Raw genomic sequence first — 25000 nt, 5'->3', positions numbered from 1 at the left:
TGCTTGCATTAATCACAGGCATTATCCTTGCCATAAAAATATTCCTTAAAAATCAACAAGATGAATTTATGCATTTTATGGTTGTTGCAATACGCCTTGAAAAACAGACGATGAGCGTTGCAAATTGCAACTTGATTTAAACTGTTTTCTCTATCTCTTTGAAATTTAATTAATTAATTTTTGGTTTGTCTTTTGCTTCATTAGTAATGAACGAATGAGGAGAACTTTATGAGCTATTACTACCGTAGAGAAAAGTACACGCGTTCTAGACATTCCACAAAATACGCATGGCTTAAATGGGGGCTCGCATTGACTTTGTTAGCTTGTTGTTCAGCTTTCTCAGTACATCAGCTAATCAAAGCAGACAAATTGTCTGGTGTTAACAAGCAAAAATCGGCAATGATCAAGCAATATGAAGAAGAGCTATCTATTTTACGTACCTTAAATCCTTACCATGTCGGTAGTAATGAAATATTAGCTAAGGCGGTTGAAAACATTGATTTATTTCCTGGTTGGATAACAAGAGTTTACCCCGTACCAGACGGGAATAAAATTGACTTGTCGGCAAGTGATTTAGGTTCGTTTGTCTTAAATGAAACTCGCTTTTCCTTGTTGAGCCATCGTCGTTACGGGATTGCCCAGCCAAGCGTTAGTATGTACCGGCTGAATGGCTTGTTTCCTAGTCGTACAAACGGCCGTTTACAGGTAGGAGTTGAATTTTTTCTGACTAGTAATAGCGAAGCTTTGATGGAAGAAAAAATGAGCCAAATAGCGTCTTGTTATGCACGTATCGACATTAATCAAAAGCGTGTGATAGATAAGAGGCTGCATTTGGTCACCAAATATAGCCACGAACAAGTCATTATTGGTGAGGTCGAGCTAAATAAAGGGCTGTTCCCGATAAGTGCCATGATATATTGTGACGAAAAATCTGACTTTAACGGTGAAGAAGTCGAAGTGTCTATCTCATTCAGAAATTCAGGGCAGTACAATTTAAGTACGAGCCGAAATTCTATATTTCACATTTATAAGCCTCAAAACTCCATCGCAAAACTATAGTCAAAAGTTACACAATCGCTGGGAAGCGTATTGTAAATGTGCTTCCCTCATTTGGAGTCGAATCTACTTCTATAATTGCGCTGTGTTTTTCCAATATAGCGTACGATACAGACAGCCCTAGACCTGTCCCTTCATGTTCATCTTTAGTGGTATAAAACGGTTCAAATAGATGTTTTAAGGCCCGTTCATCCATACCACAGCCTGTATCATTGACTGTAACTTTGATGTACTCGCCGTTAAGCTCACTCGATATGGACAGCTTTCCTTGAGCGGTATCTTTCATGGATTGAGCGGCATTGACAAACAAGTTGATGAACACCTGTTGCAGCTCACCCGTATTGCCTTTTACTTCGGGAAGCTTTTCATCCAATTGACTCTCAACGATGTAATTATATTTAAGCTGATTCCAAACAATATTTAACGAACTGCTGATCACTTCATTAATATCAGTAGGGTGATACTCTTGATTTCCTTTCCGGCTAAATGTTTTTAAACTAGATACAATATCTGAGATGCGCTCAATACCATTAATACAGCTATCTATAAGAGATATTATGTCTTTTCTGGCGTAAGCGATGTCTTTTGTAGATAAAAGATCGTTTTGTGGTGTTTGCTCTATAGAAACAAAAACATGTTCAAATGATTGTGCGTATTCTTTAAGTACTTGGATATTACTGCCAATAAACCCTAACGGATTGTTAATTTCGTGTGCTACACCTGCCGATAACTGACCCAATGATGCCATCTTTTCACTATGAACCAATTGGCTTTGTGTGGATTTTAATTCTTCAACGGTTTTTTCAAGTTTTCGGTAGTTATACGAGAGCTCTAATTCTGTTAATTTCCGTTTTACCGCTAAGGAGAACTGCTGGCTAGCTGTGTTTAATGTTTGCTTAAAGTTATCGCTGTAACAGTAGTGATCGAGATCTAATACTATGTAATTAGTTTGAACTTTGGAGAGCGGGATACTTACTACTAGCAGTGTTTCATTTTCAAATAACTGTGCGCCATTACATATCGTATCTACCTCGATTCTATGCCAACAATCTTCCTTAGGAGATTTAGCTATGATTGAGGTTAACGTATCTTTAAGGGATTCTTGTGCCGGGAGCAGCTTAAACGTTTTTTCAGTTGTATCAAATTGACTTACCGAGTATTCATCACCTTTGCTTTTTATAAAATTGAACGTATTGCAGGCCGATAACATTCGTGTAATTTGTGAAACGAAATGTATTAGCATTTCGTTTAGGCCGCGCACTGAAAACAATTCATCTGTAATTGACGCCAGAAATTTCAATTGAATTTGACGGCTATTAGCTTGTTCAAATGCAGAAAAGAAAGCTCTGTTTTTCTCAAAGTTTTCTTGTATATTTGCGCTTAATTTCTGCTCTAATGCTTGTTTGGCATTTTTCTCTCTTTTTAAAGCTTGTTCTAGTAATGCTACTTGTTCCTTTAATTCTATAACTGTTGGATTCGTATCAGACAATGCTGGTCTCCTTTGCACATGCATTGAGTTTGGGAAATTTGAACTTTCTGTTTAAAGTGATCAGCTGCGCCTAAAATCAGGCCTTCGGCGAAATAGCACATTTTCCTTCGTGAAACATATCGCATGATCAGCACTGACTCATTAGGTTGGTCATAGAGTAAAGTAGGTGTGTACGCTAACGGGTCTGACTTTTGAACTTCAATATGTATTACCGCATCAACAGCCCGCAGAAAATCAAACAACTCGTCGACACCTTCAACATGGGTGTGTGCGATGGACATCAAAGTAGGGAAAAAGTATCGGCCAAAGTTTCTAACGAGCTCTTCTTTTGTAACTCTCGTTAACAAGACCAGTTCATCTACCAGAGCGTTAAATTCGCTGTCTTCGTAGAGTTCAGTATCCAAATACTCAGCATTAGAGCCAAGTTCACATTTATTCACTGCTTTAAGCCAAGTGGTTAAATCGTATTCTTGCTCTATATAACTCGCAAAACCCAAAAATATCGCACCTTTCATAGATCTCTACTTACTCAAGGAAAAGTTCACTGAATTATGAATATAATGCTAGCATTAAAGTAAGCAAGTCATTCATCTTTATTACATTTTATAGCGGGAAACGAATGTTACCATCAGTATTAATCCTAGATGATGAGATAGAAATACTCAATGCATTAGAGCGATTACTGCACCGAGAATATCGCGTCGTTACATTTACAGACCCAATAGAGGCCATCGATTATTATCAGCAGTCTCCTACGCATATCGTTATCTCTGATATACGTATGCCCAAGATGAATGGCGGAGAGTTTCTAAAATCAATTGTGGCAATTAACAGTAATAGTAAACGAGTGGCGCTTACTGGCTATGCTGATTTGGAACTAGCTAAACAAGTACTGAATGAAGGCAAAGTGTCATTTTATTTAAATAAGCCTTGGGATAATAAAGATTTAGTATCTAAGATTGACTCCCTAGTCGGCGAATTGAAAGCTGAGAATAAAAAAAACAAGATCATTAAAAAGCTTAGGGCATCTAATAAAGAACTTTTGTTGGATCATCATTCTGAAACGCTTCTAAAAGAGTTCATTAGCGATAAGCATGATGATGCCGTTGGGCAAATTAAGCGCTTAAAACGCATCAATAATGATCTTGTATCAATGAATGTAAACTTAATAGCTGTTTCTACAAATGAAGCACCTGGACATAGTTTAAGAATTGCGCAACAAGCAAAAATAATTGCGAGAATGTGCGGATTGTCAGATATCGATTGTATCCATGTTTATTTAGCAGGCCTTTTTCATCGAATAGGACTAGCCAGCTTAACAGAAGAGCTACGAAACAAGGCTTTGTATGAGCTTTCACCACAAGAGCGCCGTGACTACGACGCGTTTTCGGTGTTAAGCGCAGAGATCATGTCATCGACTGATTATTTAGCCGGAAGTTTAGATCTAGTTAAATATTTAAATGAAAACAGTAATGGCTCTGGTGTACCCGAGAAACTGACAAAGCAAAATATTCCTTTGGGTTCAAGAATACTTAGAGTCACCGTTTTATTCGATTTAATGATTAACGGTGAATTCACTGGGCTCAGAATTGCGCCAAGTGAAGCGTTTGTTAAATTGGAGCAAATGAGTGACGAAATCGATATAAGTGTCCTTGAGCAACTAAAAGTACTGGTGGGCAAAGCACAAGATACTGAAGTATTCGAATATCCTAAGCTGGTCAATGGTTTGGAAGCAGGGATGCTCGTTGCTCAAGACATAGAGGACTTAGAGCATCATAAATATTTGTCTGAAGGCACCGTGCTAAAAGAGACCCATATTATGCGTCTGAACAATATTCAGAGACAACTTGATTATCCCCTTGTTGTTTTCATTAAATCGATGCTTGAATCGTCAGGAGGGGCTTAGTTTGAATAAATCATCTGCGTTGCCATTATTAGTTATTGTTGATGACGAACCTGAGATACTAGTAGCGATTAAGCGCTGTTTGATGAGGTTAGATATACAAATTGAATCTTTTACATCGCCTCGGTTAGCTAAAGAGTTTCTCGCGCAAAATGAACCCGATATTATTTTGTCCGACCAGCGGATGCCGGATATCTCAGGCATTGAATTGTTGACCTTTTCGCAATCGCTTTGGCCAAATACAAAAAGAATCATGCTAAGCGCTTATCAAGATTTCGGCGATATTTCCGCAGGTTTTAATGGCAAAATCATTGAACATTTTATCGCAAAGCCTTGGAACAATGTAGAACTGCAAACACTTATTCATGACAACATAAGCCAGACCCAGGCAACCAACAGCTCCATTCGTCTAAGAAATGCCATAGTGGGTGAATCTAAAGCGATGATGAGCTTAATGGATAATGTTGGTAAGGCCGCTGGGGCTAACGTTCCTGTGTTTATTCATGGTGAAACGGGTACAGGTAAGGAGCTTATTGCACGGGCTTGTCATGAGCTGGGTTGTCGAAGAAACGGTGCGTTTATCGCGGTTAATTGTGCGAATTTTTCTGAAGCTCTGATCGAATCTCAGCTGTTTGGCCATAAAAAAGGCGCTTTTACAGGAGCCGTTAACGATCAAGAAGGAATTTTCTCAAAAGGTGAAGGCGGTACGATATTTTTAGACGAAATTACGACATTACCGCTAAGTTTGCAAAGTAAGTTGCTACGCGTTATCCAAGAAAGAACCTATTCAATGTTAGGCTCTCTTGAAGAAATTGCCTTTGATGCTCAAGTGGTAAGCGCTTCATCAACCAGTTTGGCATACGCAGTAACATCAGGGGAGTTTAGGGAAGATTTGTTCTATCGTCTTAATGTCATTCCTTTGCATATTCCACCTGTTAGGGAGCGCGATTCAGATGTACTGTTGCTCGCGGAGCATTTTTTACTAAAATTTAATAGTGAACAGAATAAAAATATAACATCTTTTGATGAAAGTGCTAAAGAGCTCTTAATATCTCATCAATGGCCTGGCAATGTGCGTCAATTAGAAAACTTGATTCATAGTGCGTGTATTATGAATGACGGAAAAAGTCTTTCATCAAAAATGCTTGAGGATTTAATCACTGATGCGAAGGTACCTATGGAGAATATTGAATCTACTGCAAACACAGCACATACAGTAGCTGGTGATGCAGAGGTAATGCCATTACATCAAGTTGAAAAAGAAAATATTGAACGCGCTATTGCTAAATGTGAAGGCAATGTTAATAAAGCCGCTGCGTTACTCGAAGTTAACCCTTCGACACTATATCGGAAAATTAAGAGTTGGACTGATTAGATGATTAGAACTTAAATGTTAAGCCTGCTGATAACTCACTTTGAACCCACACTTCACTTTCAACATAAATAGCACAGTTTTGACTATCACAAAAAATTTCACTATCGGCGTCTAACAGTGTGGCATACACTCGGCCTCCAATATATAAACGAACTGATTCGGTAAGGGCGACCCTTGTATTCAATCCTAAGCTACCAGAGAATTTCGTTTCGCTTTTAAGACCATTATTTTCAGGCGATAGATGAGTAATGCCGATCCCGCCAGATAGATAAAATGGCAGATTATTGTCAGAAAGTTGGATATTTCCGCCTAAATGAATGTAAGTGATACCGATGTCAGATGGATTAAATACATTATTTGTTAGTTCAGATGAAAAGGCACTGTCGTAATGGCTGACTAATAATTCACCTTGACGACTTTGATCGTAAGCCCAAGAAGTTAGCAATCCATAGCTATTGCCGTCTTCCAATTCTATTGTACTATTGCTTTGTTCATCGTCAAACTCACCTCCAAATCGATAGCCAAACAAGGGCGTCAACTCTAACTCTATGGATTCCTGTGCGACAAGTTGTGTACTGAATAATGTGAAAACTATAAATAAAGCAGTAAGACAGCGCATGATCATTCCTTTAATGTGCAAAACAGAAGTATTTAATTAATGGTAAAAAAAATCCAGCGATTAAGCTGGATTTTACAAATTAATACAAAGCGGGCTGTTTATTCGCCGTCTAAGAAACTCTTAAGTTGCTCAGAGCGCGAAGGGTGGCGTAACTTGCGTAACGCTTTTGCTTCGATTTGACGAATACGCTCACGTGTTACGTCAAACTGCTTACCTACTTCTTCTAATGTATGGTCGGTATTCATGTCGATACCAAAACGCATACGCAAAACTTTAGCTTCACGCGCTGTTAAGCCAGCTAATACTTCGTGAGTTGCATGTTTTAAGTTTTCAGAAGTTGCAGAATCAACTGGTAATTCGCCGCTACCGTCTTCAATAAAGTCACCTAAGTGTGAATCTTCATCGTCACCGATAGGCGTTTCCATTGAAATTGGCTCTTTCGCAATTTTTAATACTTTACGAATTTTGTCTTCAGGCATTATCATGCGCTCTGCCAATTCTTCAGGAGTCGGCTCGCGACCCATTTCTTGAAGCATTTGACGAGAAATACGATTTAACTTATTGATCGTTTCAATCATGTGAACAGGGATACGAATAGTACGTGCCTGATCGGCGATTGAACGCGTGATTGCTTGTCGAATCCACCAGGTAGCATAAGTAGAGAACTTATAACCACGACGGTATTCAAACTTATCAACCGCTTTCATCAATCCGATATTACCTTCTTGGATAAGATCCAAAAATTGTAAACCACGGTTGGTATATTTCTTAGCGATAGAAATTACAAGGCGTAAGTTAGCTTCAACCATTTCTTTTTTGGCACGGCGAGCTTTCGCTTCACCGATTGACATACGACGGTTAATGTCTTTAATGCCATGCACGTTCAAGAAGGTTTCTTCTTCCAGCTGCTTTAACTTAAGTACGCAACGTTCAACGTCTAGTTCAATATCACTTAATCGTGCTGAATAAGGTTCGCCCGCAGCTTTTTGTTCATTAAACCAGTCTAAACATGTTTCATTGCCTGGAAACACTTTGATAAACGTCGTTTTAGGCATGCCTGCACCAACAACACAGTGCTTCATGATCAAACGTTCTTGGACGCGAAGTCTGTCCATGACGCTGCGCATGTTTTTAACAAGGCGATCGAATACTTTTGGAATTAAACGAAACTCTTTAAATACCTCGGCTATGCCGTCGATAGCTTCTTGCGCATCTTTATGGCCACGACCTTTTGCATCAATTATCTTGTTTGCATTTTCGTATGCCGCACGTAACGCATCGAATTTCTCTTTAGCTTGTTCTGGACAAGGGCCAGTATCTATTTCTTCCTCGTCTTCGTCATCATCAGAATCTTCATTTTTCAAGTCTGCATCTTCGTCAGCAAGCTCTTCTTCAGAAAGCTCTGAGCCGATATGAGTTGCAGCAGCAGCTACGTCCTCATCTTCCGCGTCAGGATCTAAAAATCCAACGATGATATCGCTTAAGCGAATTTCTTCTGCGACAAAGTTATCCCATTGATCAAGCAAAAAATTAATCGCAGGTGGGTATTCAGACACAGAGCGCTGAACTTCCTTAATACCTTCTTCGATACGCTTGGCGATAACAATTTCGCCCTTGCGTGTCAGTAACTCTACCGTCCCCATTTCACGCATATACATACGAACGGGATCGGTTGTACGACCAATTTCACTTTCAACGGTTGCAAGTGCTTGTGCTGCAGCTTCAGCTGCATCTTCATCAGTGTTTGCCTCGCTCATCATCAATGTGTCAGCATCAGGTGCATTTTCAAATACCTGAATACCCATGTCATTGATCATGCGAATGATATCTTCTACCTGATCTGAGTCGATAATATCCTGAGGAAGGTGATCGTTAACTTCTGCAAAAGTTAAATAACCTTGTTCTTTACCTTTGGTAATTAACTCTTTAAGTCTAGATTGTGGGGCTTGATCCATTGACGAGTGTCCACCTATTTATGGCTATCAAAATTTGAACATTAAGCGGCGAATTGTAGCAAAATGATGATGAAATTACCAGCATTTAGATCGCCTGTTCTATTGATAAATTTAAAAAATACAGAAAGAGTTAAGCGTTGAGTAATGTTTGCAACTCGTGCTTTTCTTGAGCGCTCATTTGACCGCTCCTCGCTTTCTGTAATAATAATTCTGTTCTTTGTTCTACAAATGTATTGAATAGTTTTTCAATACTGTCTAAAAATACATCTTCAGCATTCTCAGGTTCAACATGATGTTGCCAGCACAGTATTTTGGCTAGCTGTTTACCTTGCTCTGTATCTCTATAATATTCTAGCAACTGAGCACTGTTCATGTTGTGATTTTGCTTACACAACTGTAATAAATTGTTGAGCAATGACACACCAGGTAAATCAACGTGCGATAAGGCGTTGATATCTGACAGGCTGTTAGCTAGATTGGGGTCACTTAGCAATAATGCAATAGCTAATCGTGCTGGAGTTATTTTATTTGTCTTATTTTTTTGAATCGATGTCGTTGAAGCATTGATATTTCTAGCCAATTTAGTGGCTAATTGCTCGCCACCAGTACCAAAATTATTGGCTAACTCATTAATGATGGAGTCTTTCAATATACTGTCTGGCAGCTTATTGATATAGGGTTGAAAAGAATCTACTAACCCAGCTCTACCTTCTAAGCTGTTCATGTCGGTTTGCGACATTAATTGTTCAAACAAAAATTTAGATAAGGGCTGAGCTCGATCTAGAATCTGCTCAAATGCGGCTTGTCCTTTTTGGCGGATCAATGAATCGGGATCTTCACCATCAGGAACAAATACAAATTTCAGCGATATGCCATCACGCATCAGTGGCAAGGCATTATCCATGGCTCGCCAAGCGGCTTCACGGCCCGCGCGATCACCATCATAACAACAGATGACTTCATTGACCGTTCTGAAAAGCGTTTGAATTTGCTCTGTCGTGGTTGATGTGCCAAGTGAGGCAACTGCATAATCAACACCATGTTGTGCTAATGCAACCACGTCCATATAACCTTCAACGACGACGATGCGTTTTAGGTTCTTATTCGCTTGCTTTGCTTCATACAACCCATAGAGTTCTTGGCCTTTATGGTAAATACGTGTCTCAGGTGAGTTGAGGTATTTTGGCGTGCCGTCCTCAAGAACTCGGCCACCAAAACCAATGACATGTCCACGTTTATCTCGAATAGGAAACATGATCCTGCCACGAAATCTATCATAAGGCCGGCCCTTGTCGCCTTCAATCGCCATTCCTAAATCAACCAATTGCTTGGATAACATTTGATTTTTGGCGAAGGTGTTCATCATGCCGTCCCAGCTGTCACTGATGTAACCCATACCGAAGCGCTTCGCTATTTCGCCCGTTAAGCCGCGACCTTTTAGATAATCAATGGCTGTTTGCTTGTCGTCAGCAACTTTAAGTTGCTGCTGAAAAAACTGTGCAATTTGCTCCATGATTTTGTAGTCATCTTGCTTTTGCTGTTGGGCTTGCACATATTGTTTTTGCTGGGCAGGGGTTTGCTTATTTTCTTCTTTTGGTACGTCCATTCCTTGCATTGAGGCAAGTTCTTCAATGGCATCGACAAAGTCGAGGCGATCAAACTCCATCATAAAAGAAATCGCATTACCGTGTTCGCCACAGCCGAAGCAGTGATAGAACTGTTTATCAGGACTGACACTAAATGAGGGGGATTTTTCAGTATGGAAGGGGCAGCACGCCTGATAATTTTTTCCCGCTTTTTTTAGCGGTACTCGGCCATTAATTACGTCGACAATATTGGTGCGGGCCAATAAATCATCTATAAATTGTCGGGGAATTAAACCAGCCATTTATTCTCTACTTAACTTCTTAGCGGCGATTATTTTTACATAAAATATCAGATAAAAATAGACATAAAAAAACCGCATTGCATTGTGCATTGCGGTTTTTTTAACAATCAGTTGTCTCACTACATTGAATGTACAACTAAGCGTTTAATGCTGCTCTAACTTTTCCACTAACTGCGCCTAAGTCAGCTTTACCTTGCATGAGAGGTTTTAACACACCCATCACTTTACCCATGTCGGCCATTGAACTGGCTCCAACTTGAGTAATGGTATCGTTGATTAACGTGCTGACTTCGTCGTCGGTAAGAGGCGTTGGTAGAAAGGCTTCTAATGCGGTAACTTCTTCAGCTTCTTTAGCTGCAAGTTCATCGCGTCCACCTTCTAAAAACATGGCAATTGAATCTTTGCGTTGTTTAACCATTTTGGTTATTACGCCAATAATACTGGCATCATCGAGCTCAGTTTTATTGTCAATTTCTGTTTGCTTCACAGCTGAAATAGCCATACGAATAGCACCTAGTCGTACCTTATCTTTGGCACGCATAGCGACTTTCATTTCATCTTTAAGTTGAATAAGCAAACTCATGCTACAGTCTCAAGCAATTACTAATAAAGTGTTATTAGTACATGCGAACGCGACGTGCGTTCTCACGAGAAAGTTTTTTAGCTGCACGTTTTACCGCTGCTGCTTTTTTACGCTTACGTTCCCAAGTTGGTTTTTCATATGATTCGCGACGACGAACTTCTGAAAGGATACCTGCTTTTTCACATGAACGTTTGAAACGACGTAATGCTACGTCAAATGGTTCGTTTTCTCTTACTTTAATTACTGGCATGTTGCCTCTTACCTTAGTGTATCTATATAAATCGGCGAATATTTTAAGTAAATTTACCTAACATTCACCCGCTCTATCTCAAAAATGGGTGCCGAATTGTATTCCGAACCTCTGCCTTTGTAAAGGCTAATTCGTCATTTAGTCTCTATAAAGTCAGTCAAGCCGCTAGTTAATTTCAATTAATCTAGGTAAAATCGCGCCATCTTAATATTTTACTAAAAAAATTATGCGCATTTTAGGTATTGAAACGTCTTGTGATGAAACGGGTATAGCCATTTATGATGATGAGCAAGGCATTATGTCACATCGCTTGTATAGTCAAATCGCGGTTCATGCCGACTACGGTGGTGTTGTACCAGAGCTTGCCTCGCGCGATCATGTACGTAAAACAATCCCTTTAATAAAAGAAGTACTGGCAGAAGCAAACCTAACACCACAAGATTTAGACGGTGTCGCATACACTGCTGGTCCAGGATTGGTCGGTGCGTTACTTGTTGGTTGTTCAATTGGTAGAAGCCTTGCCTATGGCTGGAATCTACCAGCTGTACCTGTGCATCATATGGAAGGCCATCTGCTTGCACCCATGTTAGAAGATGATGTGCCTGATTTCCCTTTTGTTGCCTTATTAGTTTCGGGCGGTCATACCATGTTGGTACGAGTCGATGGTATTGGTCAATATGAATTGCTAGGTGAATCAGTTGATGATGCCGCTGGGGAAGCTTTTGACAAAACAGCAAAATTGCTCGGGCTTGATTACCCAGGTGGCCCTGTACTGGCAAAAATGGCTGAATCAGGTGTTCAAGGGCGGTTTAAGTTTCCGCGACCGATGACCGATAGACCCGGATTAGATTTTAGTTTTAGCGGTTTAAAAACGGCAACCGCTACGGCTATTCGTAAAGAAGTTGAACAAAATGGTGCCATGGATGAACAAACCCATGCTGATATCGCGTATGCCTTCCAAGAAGCAGTGGTTGATACTTTGGCGATTAAATGCCGCAGAGCATTGAAGCAGTGTGAGTTAAAACGATTAGTCATTGCCGGTGGCGTCAGTGCAAACACAGAGTTAAGAGCTAAACTTGCACAAATCACACAAAAATTAGGTGGCAAGGTTTACTATCCTCGTCCTGAGTTTTGTACGGATAATGGTGCGATGATTGCTTATGCAGGTCTGCAACGACTTAAATCTGGTGGAGACGCTGATTTAACCTTCAAGGCAACACCACGCTGGCCTTTAGATACTTTAGCGCCTTGCTAAGCTGAGTAAACTGTCAATCTATACTTGCACAATGAGTGATTTGACTTGAACCTAAATAGTCCTGACTTAGTTTCGATTTAATTTAGGTTCAGTCCCTTTGACCAATCGAATGATGTTTTCCTTATGCCTGAATATGATCAATATTGATAACATAATCACAGGATATACGTATGTCGGTTTTAGCAACCACACATAGAGTGGAGCGAAAGAAACAGTGACGATGGCCGCCAGGCTTGAGTAACGGGTAGATTTTGCAATAATTATCCAAGTTAACAGCAATAATATTCCTAAATCGATGCCTATTGGCAGAAGCACACCAAAAGCCGTGGCGACGGCTTTGCCCCCTTTAAATTGAAAAAATATCGGATACATGTGCCCTAAGCAGGCCGCAACCGCTACAAAGCCTAAAAATATAGGCTCTATTCCTAGGAAATATCCTCCCCACACTGGAAATGTCCCTTTAAATACATCCAATAAAAGAACAGTAGCAGCTGTTGTTTTATTACTGATCCTTAAGACATTAGTTGCCCCTGGGTTATGAGAGCCTGTAGTTCTTGGATCAGGAAGCCCAAGCATTCGACAGATTAAAATAGCACTAGATATTGAACCTATTAAATAGGCACCTATTGTCATTGCGAATGTTAATAACATCATGTCGTTACAGGCAAGTCATTAATCAAAAGTGGTTGATGTCTTCATTCTATCTCTTAGTTCACTGGTTTTTCTAGACCTTGAAAGGTAAACTCGCCAATTATTTTAATAAAAACGACTTAATTGAAGGTGTAAACGTGGATAAAGTCTTTATCAAAGGGCTCAGCATTCAAACAACTATTGGTTTTTTTGAGTGGGAGAAGCATATTAAACAGACTTTGGTCATTGATTTAACATTAGGTTGGGATATTAAACCTGCCGCAGTGAATGATGAACTTGCGAAAACGCTCGATTATTCGTCAATTTCAGTAGAAATTGAAAAGTTTGCTAATAACAACCCTGTCGACCTGTTAGAAACCTTAGCGGAACGTATGGCCGAGTTTCTCATGGCAAAATACTCAATTCCGTGGCTTGCTTTAAAAATAGGAAAGCCCGGAGCTGTGTATAATGCCCAAACTGTAGGCGTAGAAATTGAAAGAGGCAAACAGCTGTAATGGCGCAAATATACATATCATTGGGCTCTAATGTTGAGAAAGAGCGCTATGTTGATTTGGGGTTGTCCGCATTAAGTGAAACCTTCGGCTGTTTGGAAGTTTCGTCTTTATACGCTTGTGAAGCGGTTGGTTTTGACGGGCCAGAATTTTACAATTTAGTTGTTGGTGCTAAAACCGAGCTAAGCATTGAACAGCTAGCAAGAAAATTAAAAGATATTGAGTATGCCCATGGACGATGCCCAGACGCTAAAAAATTCAGCCCAAGAACATTAGATTTAGATTTGTTGCTTTTTGATGATCTTATTGCACAATCACCTACTCAAGTGCCGCGTCCAGATATTCTAAATAGTGCTTTTGTGCTTTGGCCATTAACAGAAATAGCCGGCGGCTTAATTCACCCCGAAGTCAATCAAAGTTATCAACAACTTTGGTCAGCATTTGATAAATCAAAGCAAAAAATTTCACAACTTCCACTAGCATGGCAGCCCAAATAATATGGATACTTTAGAAATATTTTTCTTGGCATTAATCCAAGGTCTAACTGAATTTTTACCAATATCGAGCTCTGCACATCTGATCCTTCCGTCACAATTATTTGGTTGGAATGACCAAGGACTTACTTTTGATGTCGCAGTACATGTTGGCTCCTTATTGGCGGTAGTACTTTATTTTAGAAAAGAAGTCGGCGAAATGTTCGTTGCTTGGGTAGGGACATTCAAAGGACGAAAAGATGATTTCAACGGCACATTAGCGTGGTGGATTTTATTTGCTACTATTCCAGCAGGGCTATTTGGCCTTTTTGGTAAAGACTTTATCGAAGACTATTCCCGTTCAATTTTAGTTATCGCAGCAACCACATTATTATTTGGCTTTTTGTTAGGCTTTGCTGACATCAAAGCAAAGCAAAATGTATCAATTGAAAAGTTAGGTTTTAAAGGGGCTATGTTCATCGGTCTTGCGCAAGCTATCGCAATTATTCCAGGAACTTCACGTTCGGGTATTACCATGACGATGGGGTTAATGTTAGGGCTGAGCCGAGATAATGCCGCACGTTTTTCATTTTTACTGTCGATTCCTGCGATTGCGATGGCGGGCAGCTATTTGACGTTAAAGGCTATTTTAGCTGCCGAAGAGACCAATTGGCAGGCGATGGGCATAGGTAGTGTATTATCATTTGTTAGTGCTTACGCGTGTATCCATGTATTTCTTATCCTGATCAATAAAGTCGGTATGATGCCATTTGTAATCTATCGTTTGGTGTTAGGTATTGCTTTGCTGGCGTTTGCTTTTGGCTAACAGATAATTGTATAGAAATATCTACATAAAACAGCGCACTTTAGGTGCGTTTTTTTATGCTGAATAAAAAATATAAGTTCACTTTAAGGTAAACTAGAAAGCATATATCGACTAAACAACAGGCAACTAACATAATGAACCTTGCACTAAATGAAGAACAATTAATGATTCAGGATATGGCGCGTAAATTTGCTGATGCTGAACTGGCGCCTGTCGCAGCAGAATTAGATAAAACCAATGACCAGCAGTTGTTTCAGGCTAACTTAAAAAAGTTGGCGGATTTAGGCTTTATGGGTCTCAATGTTAAAAGTGAATACGGTGGCGTTGAAGCAGGCTCTGTTGCATTTAGCTTAGCGATCACAGAATTGGCCAGAGCATGTGCTTCAACTGCCGTGACGACCTCTGTGACTAATATGGTGGCTGAAGTGATTCAGGCAGTGGGTAACGAAGAGCAGAAACAAAAGTATTTACCTAAACTGTGCAGTGGTGAATACCTTGCTGGTGGTTTTTGTTTAACGGAAGCCTCTGCTGGCTCAGACCCTGCTGGTATGAGAACTACTGCTGTTAAAGATGGAGACGATTACATTCTCAATGGCAGCAAAATTTTTATCACCAGCGGCACCTTTGCTGGCGTATTTGTCGTTTGGGCCGTTACCGATCCTGAAGCAAAAAAAGGAAAAGGCATTTCTTGTTTCTTAGTGGAGGCAGGAACGCCGGGAATGACCATTGGTAAAAGTGAAGAAAAAATGGGGCAAAAAGCTTCCCCAACCAATGAAGTTCATTTTGAGAATTGCCGTATTCCTTCAACTTCATTAATGGGCAAAGAAAACAAAGGTTTTGCGGTTGCTGTCGGTGAACTCGCTGGTGGTCGTATCGGTATTGGCTCATTGGCTTTAGGTATAGGGTTCGCAGCGATGGATTACGCACGTCAGTATCTCACCGAGCGTAAACAGTTTGGTCAACCATTATCGAGTTTTCAAGGGTTACAATGGAAATTGGCAGAGCGCTACACTGATTTAGAAGCAGCAAAATTGCTGTTAATGCAGGCGGCAGACTTAAAAGAGAAAGGTTTATCTTTTAGTAAAGAAGCATCAATGGCAAAGCTATTTGCTTCAGAAAAAGCCAATAAAGCCTGTTACGATGCTCAGCAAATGCTGGGAGGCTCAGGCTATATCAAAGAATACCCGCTCGAACGGTTCGCACGAGATGTACGTATTACCTCTATTTATGAAGGAACAAGCGAAATTCAGAAAATAGTGATTTCTCGGGAGCTTCTAAAATAGTTTTGAGGCATGGATATCAGCTTGTTTTTAGAAAGTGGCTAATGCCACTTTTTTATTATTTAATTAATTATCACGTCTTAGACGGCGTAACTAAATAGCAGAGTTCTTTATTTCAATGTTATCATTTTATGTTGCTTTTTCATGCTGTAAGGGAAGCAAAAGAGTAATATATTTCTGACTAAACCTTGTAACTATTCATCAATACCCCAAAATGAGTAATAAGTCATATTCAAAGAGATAAAGTCGTGAACGCTAATAATGTTGCCATCACCCCAGAAAACTTCCAACAAGTGATTTTGGAAGATTCTAAAATGAAGCTTGTTTTCGTGGATTTTTGGGCAGAACAAGTGCCTGAAAGTGTGGAGCTAAGAGATAAATTAGCCACCCAACTAGCATCTGCAGGCGAGCAAGTCATTTATGCTACGGTTGATTGCCAAGCACAACAACAAATAGCGATGCAATTTGGTATTCAAGGCTTGCCGACAGCGATTGTTGTTAAAGACGGTCAACCTATTGATGGTGTTTCAGGGCCATTGCCTGATGAAGCCATCACTGAATTTTTAGAGAAGCATTTACCTAAGCCACAAGATGAACTCTTGATTAAAGCAAAACAAGCGATTGCTGAGAACGAACCCAATTTAGCCTATACCTTAGCTAAACAAACATACGATTTAGACCCAGAGCGTGCAGACATCAAGCTAACTCTTGCAGAAGCAAGTTTAATGGTCGGCAAAATAGATGATGCAAAAGCTTTGTTAGATACCGTCATGATGATCGATCAAGACAGCTACTATCATGCGTTAATTGCTAAATTAGAGTTAGCGATAGAAGCGGCTGACTCTCCTGAAATAAAAGCGCTAGAGAAGGCATTTGCACAACAACCTGACAATGTGGAGCTTATTCATCAATTGGCGGCTCAATATAATCAAAATAACCGTCAAGAAGAAGCCCTGACATTACTTTTCAGACGAGTACAATCAGTGCGAGATGATGAGGAAAGCAAAAAACTCCTGCTAGATGTACTTAAGGCTTTACCCGAAGGTGACGCCTTAGCGACTAAGTATAGAAGAAAGTTATATACATTGATGTATTAGAAAATGACAGAAATAAAAAAGGCCGCTAAGCGGCCTTTTTGTTAGGGGAAATGAATAGCCGATAATCGAATGTTATCTAATCATCAAGTATAGTGCTCGGTCTCCACGCATAATGTTCAATGCGAAAACCCCTTTATGATCTTTTAAGAAACTACGTAATTCACCAATGTTGGCTGTTCGCGTTCGATTAATGCCAGTAATAATATCCCCAGCTCTAATACCCACAGCGTGCGCAGGAGAACCCTGTGTTACCTCTGAAATATCAATGCCTTTGTTGTCTGCGTTATTATCAAGCTCAGCACCTTCAAGCATAGGGTGAATACTAGATGCTTCAACGTTGGCGGTTTCAGCCTGTTTAAGCTTTACGGTAAATACTTCTTCATCACCGTCACGAACTATCGTTAACTTGACTTTCTTACCTGCGCCGATTGAGCCAATTTTTCCGCGTAATTCACTGAATGATTTAACGTTCTTGCCGTTCACCTTAATGATAACATCGCCCGCTTTAATACCGGCTTCTGCGGCGGCAGAGTCAGGTGACACTTGCTCAACAAATCCGCCTTGGGTCGTTTCAAGTTCCATTGCCTTGGCAATTTCACCATTAACGCTACGACCAGCTACACCTAATACACCACGGCGAACTTCACCAAATTCAATGATCTGTTTAACCAAATTACTCATCATGTTGCTTGGAATAGCAAAGCCAATACCGACATTACCGCCGTTTGGACCTAAAATTGCCGTGTTGATACCAATCAACTCGCCACGCAAGTTCACTAATGCTCCGCCTGAGTTACCACTGTTAATCGCTGCATCGGTCTGAATAAAGTCTTCAAAGTTTTCAATGTTGAGGCCACTACGTCCAAGTGCGCTGACAATACCAGAAGTCACAGTTTGGCCTAAACCGAATGGACTACCAATGGCTACGGCAAAATCCCCCACACGTAGACCATCAGAATCTGAAACCACAATGGCGGTTAAATCATCTGCATCCACTTGTAACAGTGCAATATCGCTGGCGGCATCAGTACCTATTTTCTTGGCTTCTACCTGACGACCATCTTTTAACGTCACGAGTATTTCGTCTGCTTCTTCAACCACGTGATTATTCGTCACAATGTAACCTTCGTTAGCATCAATGATGACACCTGAGCCCAAGCCCCGAAATGGCCGCTCTTGTGGTTGATTTCTTTGACGAGGATTGCCAAAAAAGAATCTGAATTGCTCTGGTACTTGTTGTTTTACTTCATGAGTGCCTTTGACTGAAATGCTCACAACGGCAGGCGTTGTGCGTTCGAGCATAGGGGCTAGGCTTGGCATAGCTTGACCATCTACGTATGCAGGAACTGCTGCAAGAGCGGGGGCACTCGATAGTGCTAATGAACTGGAAATTAAGGCTGCGCTAATCACTAACGACAATTTTCTCATAATAAAATTAACTCCTGGACTATTAAATTATGTTTAGCTTAATAACAGACTTTATATAAGGTCATTAGTTCATAATTCAATTATTCGTCATTTGTAACACTTTGTTTCTTATCAGCAAATAAGCCACTTGGGTTACCTGAATAATCTAGAGGTGCTTCAGTTACTGGCTCTTGTTCAGCTTTGTCCGTTCTTTTCTCATGACGTAAATTTACCGTCTGCGCTAGTTGCTCTTGAGTCTCTTTTGAGAAAAACGGCATAACAGTCGCTTCAGTGGGCGTCGCCTGTTGCAATAATTGTGTGCTTTGTTCCATTTGTTTCATTGCAACCTGACAAGTTTCATTCATTTTTTCAAGTAACTGGCTAGAATTGTCTAAATGCTCTGCAACGTCTAATTTATACTGGGCTAATGCTGATTCACTTTGGCTTACTTGTTCGTTAAGCTTTTTATTCTCTTGTGAAGATTTTGATAAAAAACGACTTGCACCAAACCCGATAGCACCACCGACAAGTAAAAGAACAATACTCATAACTACGCTCATAATGAGAAACCCTCGTTGTATTCAATGAAAAAATTAGTGAAAATACACTCAATAACTCGTTTATACCAAAATTATTGAGCAATTAAATCTTGTTTGTTTGATATATTAATATAGCGCGTATGTCGCGGCATATATAGCAATATGCTTGCAAATTCTTTTTTTTCAAGCGCTAATACCGGAAATTACAACTAAATGATTAACCTTTCACCACTCGAAAAATATCAGCATGACTTAACCCGCGATGATTTCCAATATGATGCAGCGCAAGAAAATGCTGTAAAGCATCTACAACGCTTATACGAAGACTTGCAAAGCAAGCCCTTGCCTGTAACGGGATTTAAAAAAGTACTAAATCGTTGGAAGAAGGTCGTTGCTAAACAAGAAAAAAAGACGCCACAAGGTATTTATTTTTGGGGTGGGGTTGGACGCGGTAAAACCTACCTAGTCGATACCTTTTTTGAGTGCTTACCTTTTCCAAACAAAACGCGAGTACATTTTCATCGTTTTATGCACCGTGTTCATGAGGAAATGAAAGGGTTAGTGGGACAATCTGATCCTTTAAAGGTTATTGCAAAACGCTTTGCTGATGAAACCTGTATTATTTGTTTTGACGAGTTTTTCGTCTCAGATATTACCGATGCAATGATATTAGGAACATTGTTCGAAGAACTGTTTGCTCATAATGTCACTTTAGTGGCGACATCTAATATTATTCCCGATGAACTGTATCGAAACGGCCTACAACGGGCTCGCTTTATTCCAGCGATAAAATTAATCAACGAGCATTGTGTTGTCGTTAATGTCGACAGTGGTGTTGATTATAGGTTAAGAACACTAGAGCAAGCAGAGATTTATCATGCACCGCTAGATCAACAAGCGAAAGAGAATTTAGACACCTACTTCAAACAGTTGTCTGTTGAAGAAGGCAAACTATGTCGGGTTATTGAAATTAATAATCGCGAATTAACCACGGTACAAGAGTCAGATGGTGTCGTGCATTTTGAATTCAGTGAACTGTGCGAAAGTGCAAGAAGCCAAGGTGATTATATGGAATTGAGCCGATTCTATCATACGGTCCTTTTAGCTAACGTTACACAAATGAATGTGGATTGTGATGATGCCGCAAGACGCTTTATTGCCTTAGTCGATGAGTTTTATGAACGCAATGTTAAGCTGATTATTTCAGCTGCTGTCGCCATGGATAATTTGTATACGCATGGTAGTTTGGAGTTTGAGTTCAAACGATGCTTAAGTCGACTACAAGAAATGCAGTCTCATGATTATTTGGCGAGTGAGCATTTACCTTAGTTTGACTTAACTGATGGAATGAGTGAAAGCCGCCCAAGCGTTTTGTTTGAGCGGCTTTTCTTCATTCAGCCTAAAGCCATCATTAACATCAGATTTACACTTTCTGTAACAAAATCAGGTTGAAGGCATTCGTTAGTAATATCACTTAAATTTCAGTTGGTTAATCAAAATTTTTGTTAATGAGGTAGCGCCAAGAGGATTTTTGGAACTAACTGTTTTTGTAATATATTTTTATAACTTGTAAACTTTACCCCTGTCTTTTTGGAGTATAAAAATGTCCGTTTTTAATCGTCAATGGCTTGCGCAACGCCCATACGTAATTGCTATTACTATTACCTTGTTACTCGTGCTTTGGATGGCATCTGGCTTGATGAAAGAAGAAAAAGTACCTTCATTGAATGATACTACTGAGTTGCCTGTACCTAAAGTGAAGGTGGAAACATTGGTCGCTGAATTGATGACTAATACGATTGAGCTTTACGGTCGAACTGAGCCGGATAGAATCACGACATTAAAAGCAGAAGTGGCTGGTAAAATTGAGCAAGTATTCGCTAAACGTGGTGCACAGGTGAAAAAAGGGCAAGTTATTGCAAAAATTGCATTAAATGATTTGGAGTATCAACTCGCACGTGCCAAAGCGTTGTTGAAACAGCGTGAGCTAGAATTTGACGGCACCCAGCGACTAAACAAAGACGGTTATCAAGGGAAAGTACAGCTTTCACAAGCGCAAGCGGCGTTAGAATCCGTAAAAGCAGACATCAAACGACTAGAAATAAATATTGCAAATACCGTTATTGTTGCACCTTTCGATGGTGTGCTTAACACCCGTTACGTAGAGCAGGGCGACTATGTAAAAGACGGTGACAACATTGCCATGATTGCCGATCTTGACCCACTCGTTGTTAGAGCCCATGTCACCGAACAGCAAATTAATAAAGTTGCTGTGGGGCAAGCCGCAACAATTAATCTACTCGATGGTCACGCTGAGCAAGGTAATATTCGATATATTGCCAGTGTTGCTGATGACGAAACCAATACCTTTAAAATTGAAGTGGCGATCAATAATCAAGACTATCACTTGAAAGCGGGGATCAGCAGTGAAGTTGATATTGCCTTAGCTCAAGTTAGTGCTATTAAAGTATCTCCAGCGTTATTGTCGCTTGATGAAGTTGGCAATGTAGGGATTAAATCTGTAGTTGACGAGCACGTACGCTTTACGGGTATTAATATTGTGCGAAGTGAAAGCGATGGTATTTGGTTAAGTGGTTTAGGTGAAGAAGCTGAAATCATTACTCTTGGTCAAGGGTTTGTTCGTGCTGGTGATAAAGTGCAAGCGGTCAAATCCGCTGAGCAACAGCAATAACTACTGAGTAGGAAATAAAATGTTAACCTTAATTGATGCAGCGCTAACAAGAACCCGTTCAGTATTATTACTCTTTGTTTTGTTGCTGTTTTCTGGGGCAATGACATACTTAAATATTGCTAAAGAATCTAATCCAGATATTACCATTCCTGTTATTTACGTTTCTATGGTACATGATGGCATTTCACCAGAAGATGCTGAAAGAATGTTAGTACGCCCGATGGAAAAAGAACTCAAAACCATTGCTGGCGTGAAGGAAATGACGGCTAACGCCAGCGAAGGCCACGCATCGGTTACGTTGGAATTCGAAGCAGGATTGGATCCTAAAGAAGCATTGGCTGATGTAAGGGACAAAGTCACTTTAGCTAAAGCGAAATTGCCTTCAGAGACAGAAGAACCAGAAGTGCATGAAGTGACGATGGCAGATGAAGAGCCAGCAGTGACTGTGGTCTTATCTGGCCCGGTGACTGAGCGCGGATTAGTAACGATTGGCCGTGACTTAAAAGATGATATCGAAGCCCTACAGGAAGTACTGGAAGTAGAAATCGGTGGCGACCGCGAAGACATGGTTGAAATTATCGTCGACCCATTGTTAATGGAAAGCTACGGCTTAGATCAAAGCGACATTTATAACCTTGTTGAACGTAATAATCGCCTAGTACCAGCGGGTACAATGGATACCGGAAAAGGGCGTTTTGCAATAAAAGTGCCTTCAGTTTTTGAAACCATCCAAGATTTACTAGAACTGCCAATCAAGGTTAATGGTGACAAGGTTATTACCTTTCAGGATGTATCAATAGTTCGCCGTGCCTACAAAGATCCTAACTCCTTCGCTCGACTCAATGGAGAGCGCTCACTATCTCTTGAGGTAAAAAAACGTTCAGGCGAAAATATTATCTACACGGTCGAGAAAGTCAAAGCCATCATTGAAAAGAGTCGCAAGAAGTGGCCGGAACAAGTCCTAGTCAATTACATTGGCGATAAGTCATTAGAAGTAAAAGAAACACTAAACGACTTACAGAACAATGTTTTTTCAGCAGTTTTATTAGTCGTTATTGTAGTGATTGCAGCCTTAGGTACAAGAAGTGCAATGCTAGTAGGTTTGGCAATTCCAGGGGCATTTTTAACAGGTATCTTAGTGATCGCCATGGCAGGTTTAACTGTCAATATTGTTGTCTTGTTTGGTTTGATCATGTCTGTTGGTATGTTGGTTGACGGTGCCATTGTAGTCACGGAATTTGCCGACCGTCAGTTAAGTGAAGGTGTGCCTCGCAAAAAGGCGTACAAAATGGCAGCACGCCGTATGGCATGGCCCATTATCGCATCAACAGCAACGACATTAGCTGCTTTTGCTCCACTGATGTTCTGGCCGGGCATTATGGGCGAATTCATGAAGTATTTGCCGTTCACGTTAATTGCAGTGTTAACTGCATCGCTCGCTATGGCATTGGTGTTTGTGCCAACACTGGGTGCTGTATTTGGTCGTGCGCGAGTGATCAGTAAGCAAGACAAACAGCAAATGATTGAAGCGGAAGAAGGGGATTTATCTAAGCTTAAAGGCTTCACTGGTAAGTATATTCGTGTCCTTACAAGTGCAATCAACAACCCTAAAAAAGTGTTGCTGGGCACAATTATTGGTGCCATCTTGGTGATGTTTTCTTATGGGAATTCCGGCTTAGGGGTTATTTTCTTTCCTGATGTTGAGCCAACCAGTGCATCGATAGTTGTGCGTTCTCATGGTGATTTGTCGATCCGAGAGAAAGATCAAATCATGGCGGATATCGAGCAACGAATCCTGACGATTGAGGACATCAAAAGTCTATATACGCGTACCGGTGGCAATGATCGCGTAGGTAGCTTTAGAATCGTTTTTCATGACTGGCAATATCGCCGTATAGCGGATGAAGTGATTGCAGATATCGAACAGCGAACTGCGCATCTAGCTGGCGTTGAAATTGAAGCAAGAAAAAACAGCCCAGGACCAGGTGGTGGTAAAGATTTAGTCATTGAGCTGAGTTCACGTTTTCCATCAATTCTCAATGACAACGTTAAAAAAGTGCGTCAAGCCTTAGTGGCCAATGGTCAGTTTACCAATATTGAAGATAACAGTTCAAAACCTGGTATAGAGTGGCAATTAAAAATCAATCGAAGTTTAGCCGCGACTTACGGCGCAGATGCGACTTTGGTTGGCTCAAGCGTACAAATGGTCACTAATGGTCTTAAGTTAGGCGAGTACCGTCCTGATGATGTAGATGACGAACTTGATATTCGTGTTCGTTTTCCGGAAGAGAAACGTAACATTGATCGTTTAGACAGCATTCGCGTCAAAACAGCTAGTGGCTTGGTACCTGTCGGCAGTTTTGTTGAACGAAAAGCTGCGCCAAAAGTCGATACTATTCGCCGCGTTGATGGTAAGCGAGTGGTTTCAGTTCGCGCCAATTTAATCCCTGGCGCTCAGCTTGTACAGGAATTGCCTAAACTTGAAAAAGTACTGCCAAGTTTAGGGTTGCATCCTAGTGTTGATTTAGCCATTAAAGGCCAAAATGAAGACCAACAAGAATCTCAAGACTTTCTTATTAATGCTTTTGGTATTGCGTTATTTGTTATGGCGTTAATATTAGTGACTCAATTTAATAGTTTTTACCAAGCAGCACTCATTTTAAGTGCGGTGTTATTTTCAACTATAGGCGTGTTCTTAGCGTTAATGATTGTGCAACGACCTTTTGGTATTGTGATGGGGGGAATTGGCGTTATTTCACTTGCTGGTATTGTGGTGAATAATAATATTGTTTTAATCGATACTTATAATGTGCTTAGAAAAGAAGGGTATCCAATCATGGACGCCATTTTAAGAACAGGTGCGCAGCGTTTACGTCCTGTTATGTTAACAACCGTTACTACCATTTTGGGTTTAATGCCTATGGTGCTGCAAGTAAACATTGATTTCTTCAATCGTAGTGCACTATATAATGCACCGTCAACGCAATGGTGGGCACAACTAGCCACGGCGGTTGCTGGTGGCTTAGCTTTTGCGACCGTGTTAACGTTAATTCTTACACCTTGCTTACTGGCGCTCCGTGATTTGCGTAAAGCAAAGAAACTTCAGTCAGTTAACGCAAATAATGCTCATTCTGTCGAGAATGTTGAAAATGCAGCCTAAGTTGGTTTGCC

Annotated in this window: 22 protein-coding genes; 12 read left to right on the top strand and 10 right to left on the bottom strand. The window is 40.4% G+C overall.

The annotated features are described in order from the left end of the window. Positions 1–228: 228 nt before the first annotated feature. The gene (locus QUE03_RS16400) at positions 229–1059 is read left to right on the top strand and encodes a hypothetical protein (protein WP_286263028.1); all 831 of its coding nucleotides are present in this window, start codon (positions 229–231) and stop codon (positions 1057–1059) included. Positions 1060–1066: 7 nt separating this feature from the next. Here QUE03_RS16400 and QUE03_RS16395 read toward each other — a convergent pair whose 3' ends face one another. Further along, the gene (locus QUE03_RS16395; protein WP_286263027.1) at positions 1067–2545 is read right to left on the bottom strand and encodes a sensor histidine kinase; all 1479 of its coding nucleotides are present in this window, start codon (positions 2543–2545) and stop codon (positions 1067–1069) included. Then, positions 2518–3060 carry a heme NO-binding domain-containing protein gene (locus QUE03_RS16390; RefSeq protein ID WP_286263026.1) on the bottom strand — a complete coding sequence of 181 codons (543 nt, stop codon included), beginning with the start codon at positions 3058–3060 and terminating at the stop codon, positions 2518–2520. The genes QUE03_RS16395 and QUE03_RS16390 overlap by 28 nt, the downstream gene beginning before the upstream one ends. Before the next feature lie 104 nt (positions 3061–3164). Here QUE03_RS16390 and QUE03_RS16385 point away from each other — a divergent pair, with 104 nt between their 5' ends. Both QUE03_RS16385 and QUE03_RS16380 read left to right on the top strand, forming a co-directional pair. Beyond that, positions 3165–4451: an HD domain-containing phosphohydrolase gene (locus QUE03_RS16385; RefSeq protein WP_286263025.1), complete on the top strand. Its 1287-nt coding sequence runs from the start codon at positions 3165–3167 to the stop codon at positions 4449–4451. Between the two features lies 1 nt (position 4452). Next, the gene (locus tag QUE03_RS16380; protein WP_286263024.1) at positions 4453–5823 is read left to right on the top strand and encodes a sigma-54-dependent transcriptional regulator; all 1371 of its coding nucleotides are present in this window, start codon (positions 4453–4455) and stop codon (positions 5821–5823) included. Positions 5824–5827: 4 nt separating this feature from the next. On the opposite strand, the gene QUE03_RS16375 is transcribed toward QUE03_RS16380, so the two are convergent. The 5 genes from QUE03_RS16375 to rpsU form a co-directional block, all read right to left on the bottom strand. Continuing rightward, positions 5828–6442 carry a hypothetical protein gene (locus QUE03_RS16375; protein WP_286263023.1) on the bottom strand — a complete coding sequence of 205 codons (615 nt, stop codon included), beginning with the start codon at positions 6440–6442 and terminating at the stop codon, positions 5828–5830. Positions 6443–6540: 98 nt separating this feature from the next. Next, positions 6541–8397, bottom strand: coding sequence for an RNA polymerase sigma factor RpoD (gene rpoD, locus QUE03_RS16370; protein WP_286263022.1), 1857 nt, complete (start codon positions 8395–8397; stop codon positions 6541–6543). A gap of 130 nt (positions 8398–8527) precedes the next feature. Then, positions 8528–10285: a DNA primase gene (dnaG, locus tag QUE03_RS16365; RefSeq protein WP_286263021.1), complete on the bottom strand. Its 1758-nt coding sequence runs from the start codon at positions 10283–10285 to the stop codon at positions 8528–8530. Between the two features lie 136 nt (positions 10286–10421). Further along, the gene (locus tag QUE03_RS16360; protein WP_286263020.1) at positions 10422–10868 is read right to left on the bottom strand and encodes a GatB/YqeY domain-containing protein; all 447 of its coding nucleotides are present in this window, start codon (positions 10866–10868) and stop codon (positions 10422–10424) included. Positions 10869–10902: 34 nt separating this feature from the next. Then, positions 10903–11118, bottom strand: coding sequence for a 30S ribosomal protein S21 (gene rpsU, locus QUE03_RS16355; protein ID WP_074500846.1), 216 nt, complete (start codon positions 11116–11118; stop codon positions 10903–10905). Between the two features lie 226 nt (positions 11119–11344). On the opposite strand from rpsU, the gene tsaD reads away from it, so the two are divergent. Further along, on the top strand, positions 11345–12373 hold the full coding sequence (gene tsaD, locus QUE03_RS16350; RefSeq protein ID WP_286263019.1) for a tRNA (adenosine(37)-N6)-threonylcarbamoyltransferase complex transferase subunit TsaD: 1029 nt from the start codon (positions 11345–11347) through the stop codon (positions 12371–12373). A 66-nt stretch (positions 12374–12439) separates the two neighbouring features. On the opposite strand, the gene plsY is transcribed toward tsaD, so the two are convergent. After that, a complete protein-coding gene (gene plsY / locus QUE03_RS16345) occupies positions 12440–13027 on the bottom strand; it encodes a glycerol-3-phosphate 1-O-acyltransferase PlsY (protein WP_286263018.1) in 588 nt (195 codons plus the stop codon). 134 nt (positions 13028–13161) lie between these two features. Between plsY and folB the strand changes: the two genes are divergently transcribed. From folB to QUE03_RS16320, 5 genes are all read left to right on the top strand, one after another. Beyond that, positions 13162–13518: a dihydroneopterin aldolase gene (gene folB, locus QUE03_RS16340; protein WP_286263017.1), complete on the top strand. Its 357-nt coding sequence runs from the start codon at positions 13162–13164 to the stop codon at positions 13516–13518. After that, positions 13518–14012, top strand: coding sequence for a 2-amino-4-hydroxy-6-hydroxymethyldihydropteridine diphosphokinase (gene folK, locus QUE03_RS16335; RefSeq protein ID WP_286263016.1), 495 nt, complete (start codon positions 13518–13520; stop codon positions 14010–14012). Before folB ends, folK begins: the two co-directional genes overlap by 1 nt. Before the next feature lies 1 nt (position 14013). Further along, positions 14014–14814: an undecaprenyl-diphosphate phosphatase gene (locus QUE03_RS16330; protein WP_286263015.1), complete on the top strand. Its 801-nt coding sequence runs from the start codon at positions 14014–14016 to the stop codon at positions 14812–14814. Between the two features lie 134 nt (positions 14815–14948). Further along, positions 14949–16097, top strand: a complete 1149-nt coding sequence (locus tag QUE03_RS16325) for an acyl-CoA dehydrogenase family protein (protein ID WP_286263014.1) — start codon at positions 14949–14951, stop codon at positions 16095–16097. Between the two features lie 245 nt (positions 16098–16342). After that, entirely contained in the window at positions 16343–17191 is an 849-nt protein-coding gene (locus QUE03_RS16320) for a tetratricopeptide repeat protein (protein ID WP_286263013.1), read from the top strand. Between the two features lie 72 nt (positions 17192–17263). Here QUE03_RS16320 and QUE03_RS16315 read toward each other — a convergent pair whose 3' ends face one another. Together QUE03_RS16315 and QUE03_RS16310 are read right to left on the bottom strand one after the other, a co-directional pair. After that, positions 17264–18619, bottom strand: coding sequence for a Do family serine endopeptidase (locus tag QUE03_RS16315; RefSeq protein ID WP_434019790.1), 1356 nt, complete (start codon positions 18617–18619; stop codon positions 17264–17266). Positions 18620–18699: 80 nt separating this feature from the next. Next, positions 18700–19158, bottom strand: coding sequence for a Z-ring associated ZapG family protein (locus QUE03_RS16310; protein ID WP_286263012.1), 459 nt, complete (start codon positions 19156–19158; stop codon positions 18700–18702). Positions 19159–19350: 192 nt separating this feature from the next. Between QUE03_RS16310 and zapE the strand changes: the two genes are divergently transcribed. The 3 genes from zapE (at position 19351) to QUE03_RS16295 (ending at position 24989) form a co-directional block, all read left to right on the top strand. Continuing rightward, positions 19351–20466 carry a cell division protein ZapE gene (gene zapE, locus QUE03_RS16305; RefSeq protein WP_286263011.1) on the top strand — a complete coding sequence of 372 codons (1116 nt, stop codon included), beginning with the start codon at positions 19351–19353 and terminating at the stop codon, positions 20464–20466. Between the two features lie 274 nt (positions 20467–20740). Further along, on the top strand, positions 20741–21829 hold the full coding sequence (locus tag QUE03_RS16300) for an efflux RND transporter periplasmic adaptor subunit (protein ID WP_286263010.1): 1089 nt from the start codon (positions 20741–20743) through the stop codon (positions 21827–21829). Positions 21830–21848: 19 nt separating this feature from the next. Then, the gene (locus tag QUE03_RS16295) at positions 21849–24989 is read left to right on the top strand and encodes an efflux RND transporter permease subunit (protein WP_286263009.1); all 3141 of its coding nucleotides are present in this window, start codon (positions 21849–21851) and stop codon (positions 24987–24989) included. Positions 24990–25000 lie beyond the last annotated feature (11 nt).

The sequence above is a fragment of the Thalassotalea atypica genome (genome assembly GCF_030295975.1).
Lineage (GTDB): Bacteria > Pseudomonadota > Gammaproteobacteria > Enterobacterales > Alteromonadaceae > Thalassotalea_F > Thalassotalea_F atypica.
This window is presented reverse-complemented; position numbering and strand designations above follow the sequence as displayed.

Excerpts from the sequence above, each read along its gene's own strand:
- QUE03_RS16400 (WP_286263028.1), top strand. The coding sequence starts at position 229 with ATGAGCTATTACTACCGTAGAGAAAAGTACACGCGTTCTAGACATTCC.
- QUE03_RS16390 (WP_286263026.1), bottom strand. The coding sequence starts at position 3,060 with ATGAAAGGTGCGATATTTTTGGGTTTTGCGAGTTATATAGAGCAAGAA.
- QUE03_RS16385 (WP_286263025.1), top strand. The coding sequence starts at position 3,165 with ATGTTACCATCAGTATTAATCCTAGATGATGAGATAGAAATACTCAAT.
- QUE03_RS16375 (WP_286263023.1), bottom strand. The coding sequence starts at position 6,442 with ATGCGCTGTCTTACTGCTTTATTTATAGTTTTCACATTATTCAGTACA.
- rpoD (WP_286263022.1), bottom strand. The coding sequence starts at position 8,397 with ATGGATCAAGCCCCACAATCTAGACTTAAAGAGTTAATTACCAAAGGT.
- dnaG (WP_286263021.1), bottom strand. The coding sequence starts at position 10,285 with ATGGCTGGTTTAATTCCCCGACAATTTATAGATGATTTATTGGCCCGC.
- QUE03_RS16360 (WP_286263020.1), bottom strand. The coding sequence starts at position 10,868 with ATGAGTTTGCTTATTCAACTTAAAGATGAAATGAAAGTCGCTATGCGT.
- rpsU (WP_074500846.1), bottom strand. The coding sequence starts at position 11,118 with ATGCCAGTAATTAAAGTAAGAGAAAACGAACCATTTGACGTAGCATTA.
- tsaD (WP_286263019.1), top strand. The coding sequence starts at position 11,345 with ATGCGCATTTTAGGTATTGAAACGTCTTGTGATGAAACGGGTATAGCC.
- plsY (WP_286263018.1), bottom strand. The coding sequence starts at position 13,027 with ATGATGTTATTAACATTCGCAATGACAATAGGTGCCTATTTAATAGGT.
- folK (WP_286263016.1), top strand. The coding sequence starts at position 13,518 with ATGGCGCAAATATACATATCATTGGGCTCTAATGTTGAGAAAGAGCGC.
- QUE03_RS16330 (WP_286263015.1), top strand. The coding sequence starts at position 14,014 with ATGGATACTTTAGAAATATTTTTCTTGGCATTAATCCAAGGTCTAACT.
- QUE03_RS16325 (WP_286263014.1), top strand. The coding sequence starts at position 14,949 with ATGAACCTTGCACTAAATGAAGAACAATTAATGATTCAGGATATGGCG.
- QUE03_RS16315 (WP_434019790.1), bottom strand. The coding sequence starts at position 18,619 with ATGAGAAAATTGTCGTTAGTGATTAGCGCAGCCTTAATTTCCAGTTCA.
- QUE03_RS16310 (WP_286263012.1), bottom strand. The coding sequence starts at position 19,158 with ATGAGCGTAGTTATGAGTATTGTTCTTTTACTTGTCGGTGGTGCTATC.
- zapE (WP_286263011.1), top strand. The coding sequence starts at position 19,351 with ATGATTAACCTTTCACCACTCGAAAAATATCAGCATGACTTAACCCGC.
- QUE03_RS16300 (WP_286263010.1), top strand. The coding sequence starts at position 20,741 with ATGTCCGTTTTTAATCGTCAATGGCTTGCGCAACGCCCATACGTAATT.
- QUE03_RS16295 (WP_286263009.1), top strand. The coding sequence starts at position 21,849 with ATGTTAACCTTAATTGATGCAGCGCTAACAAGAACCCGTTCAGTATTA.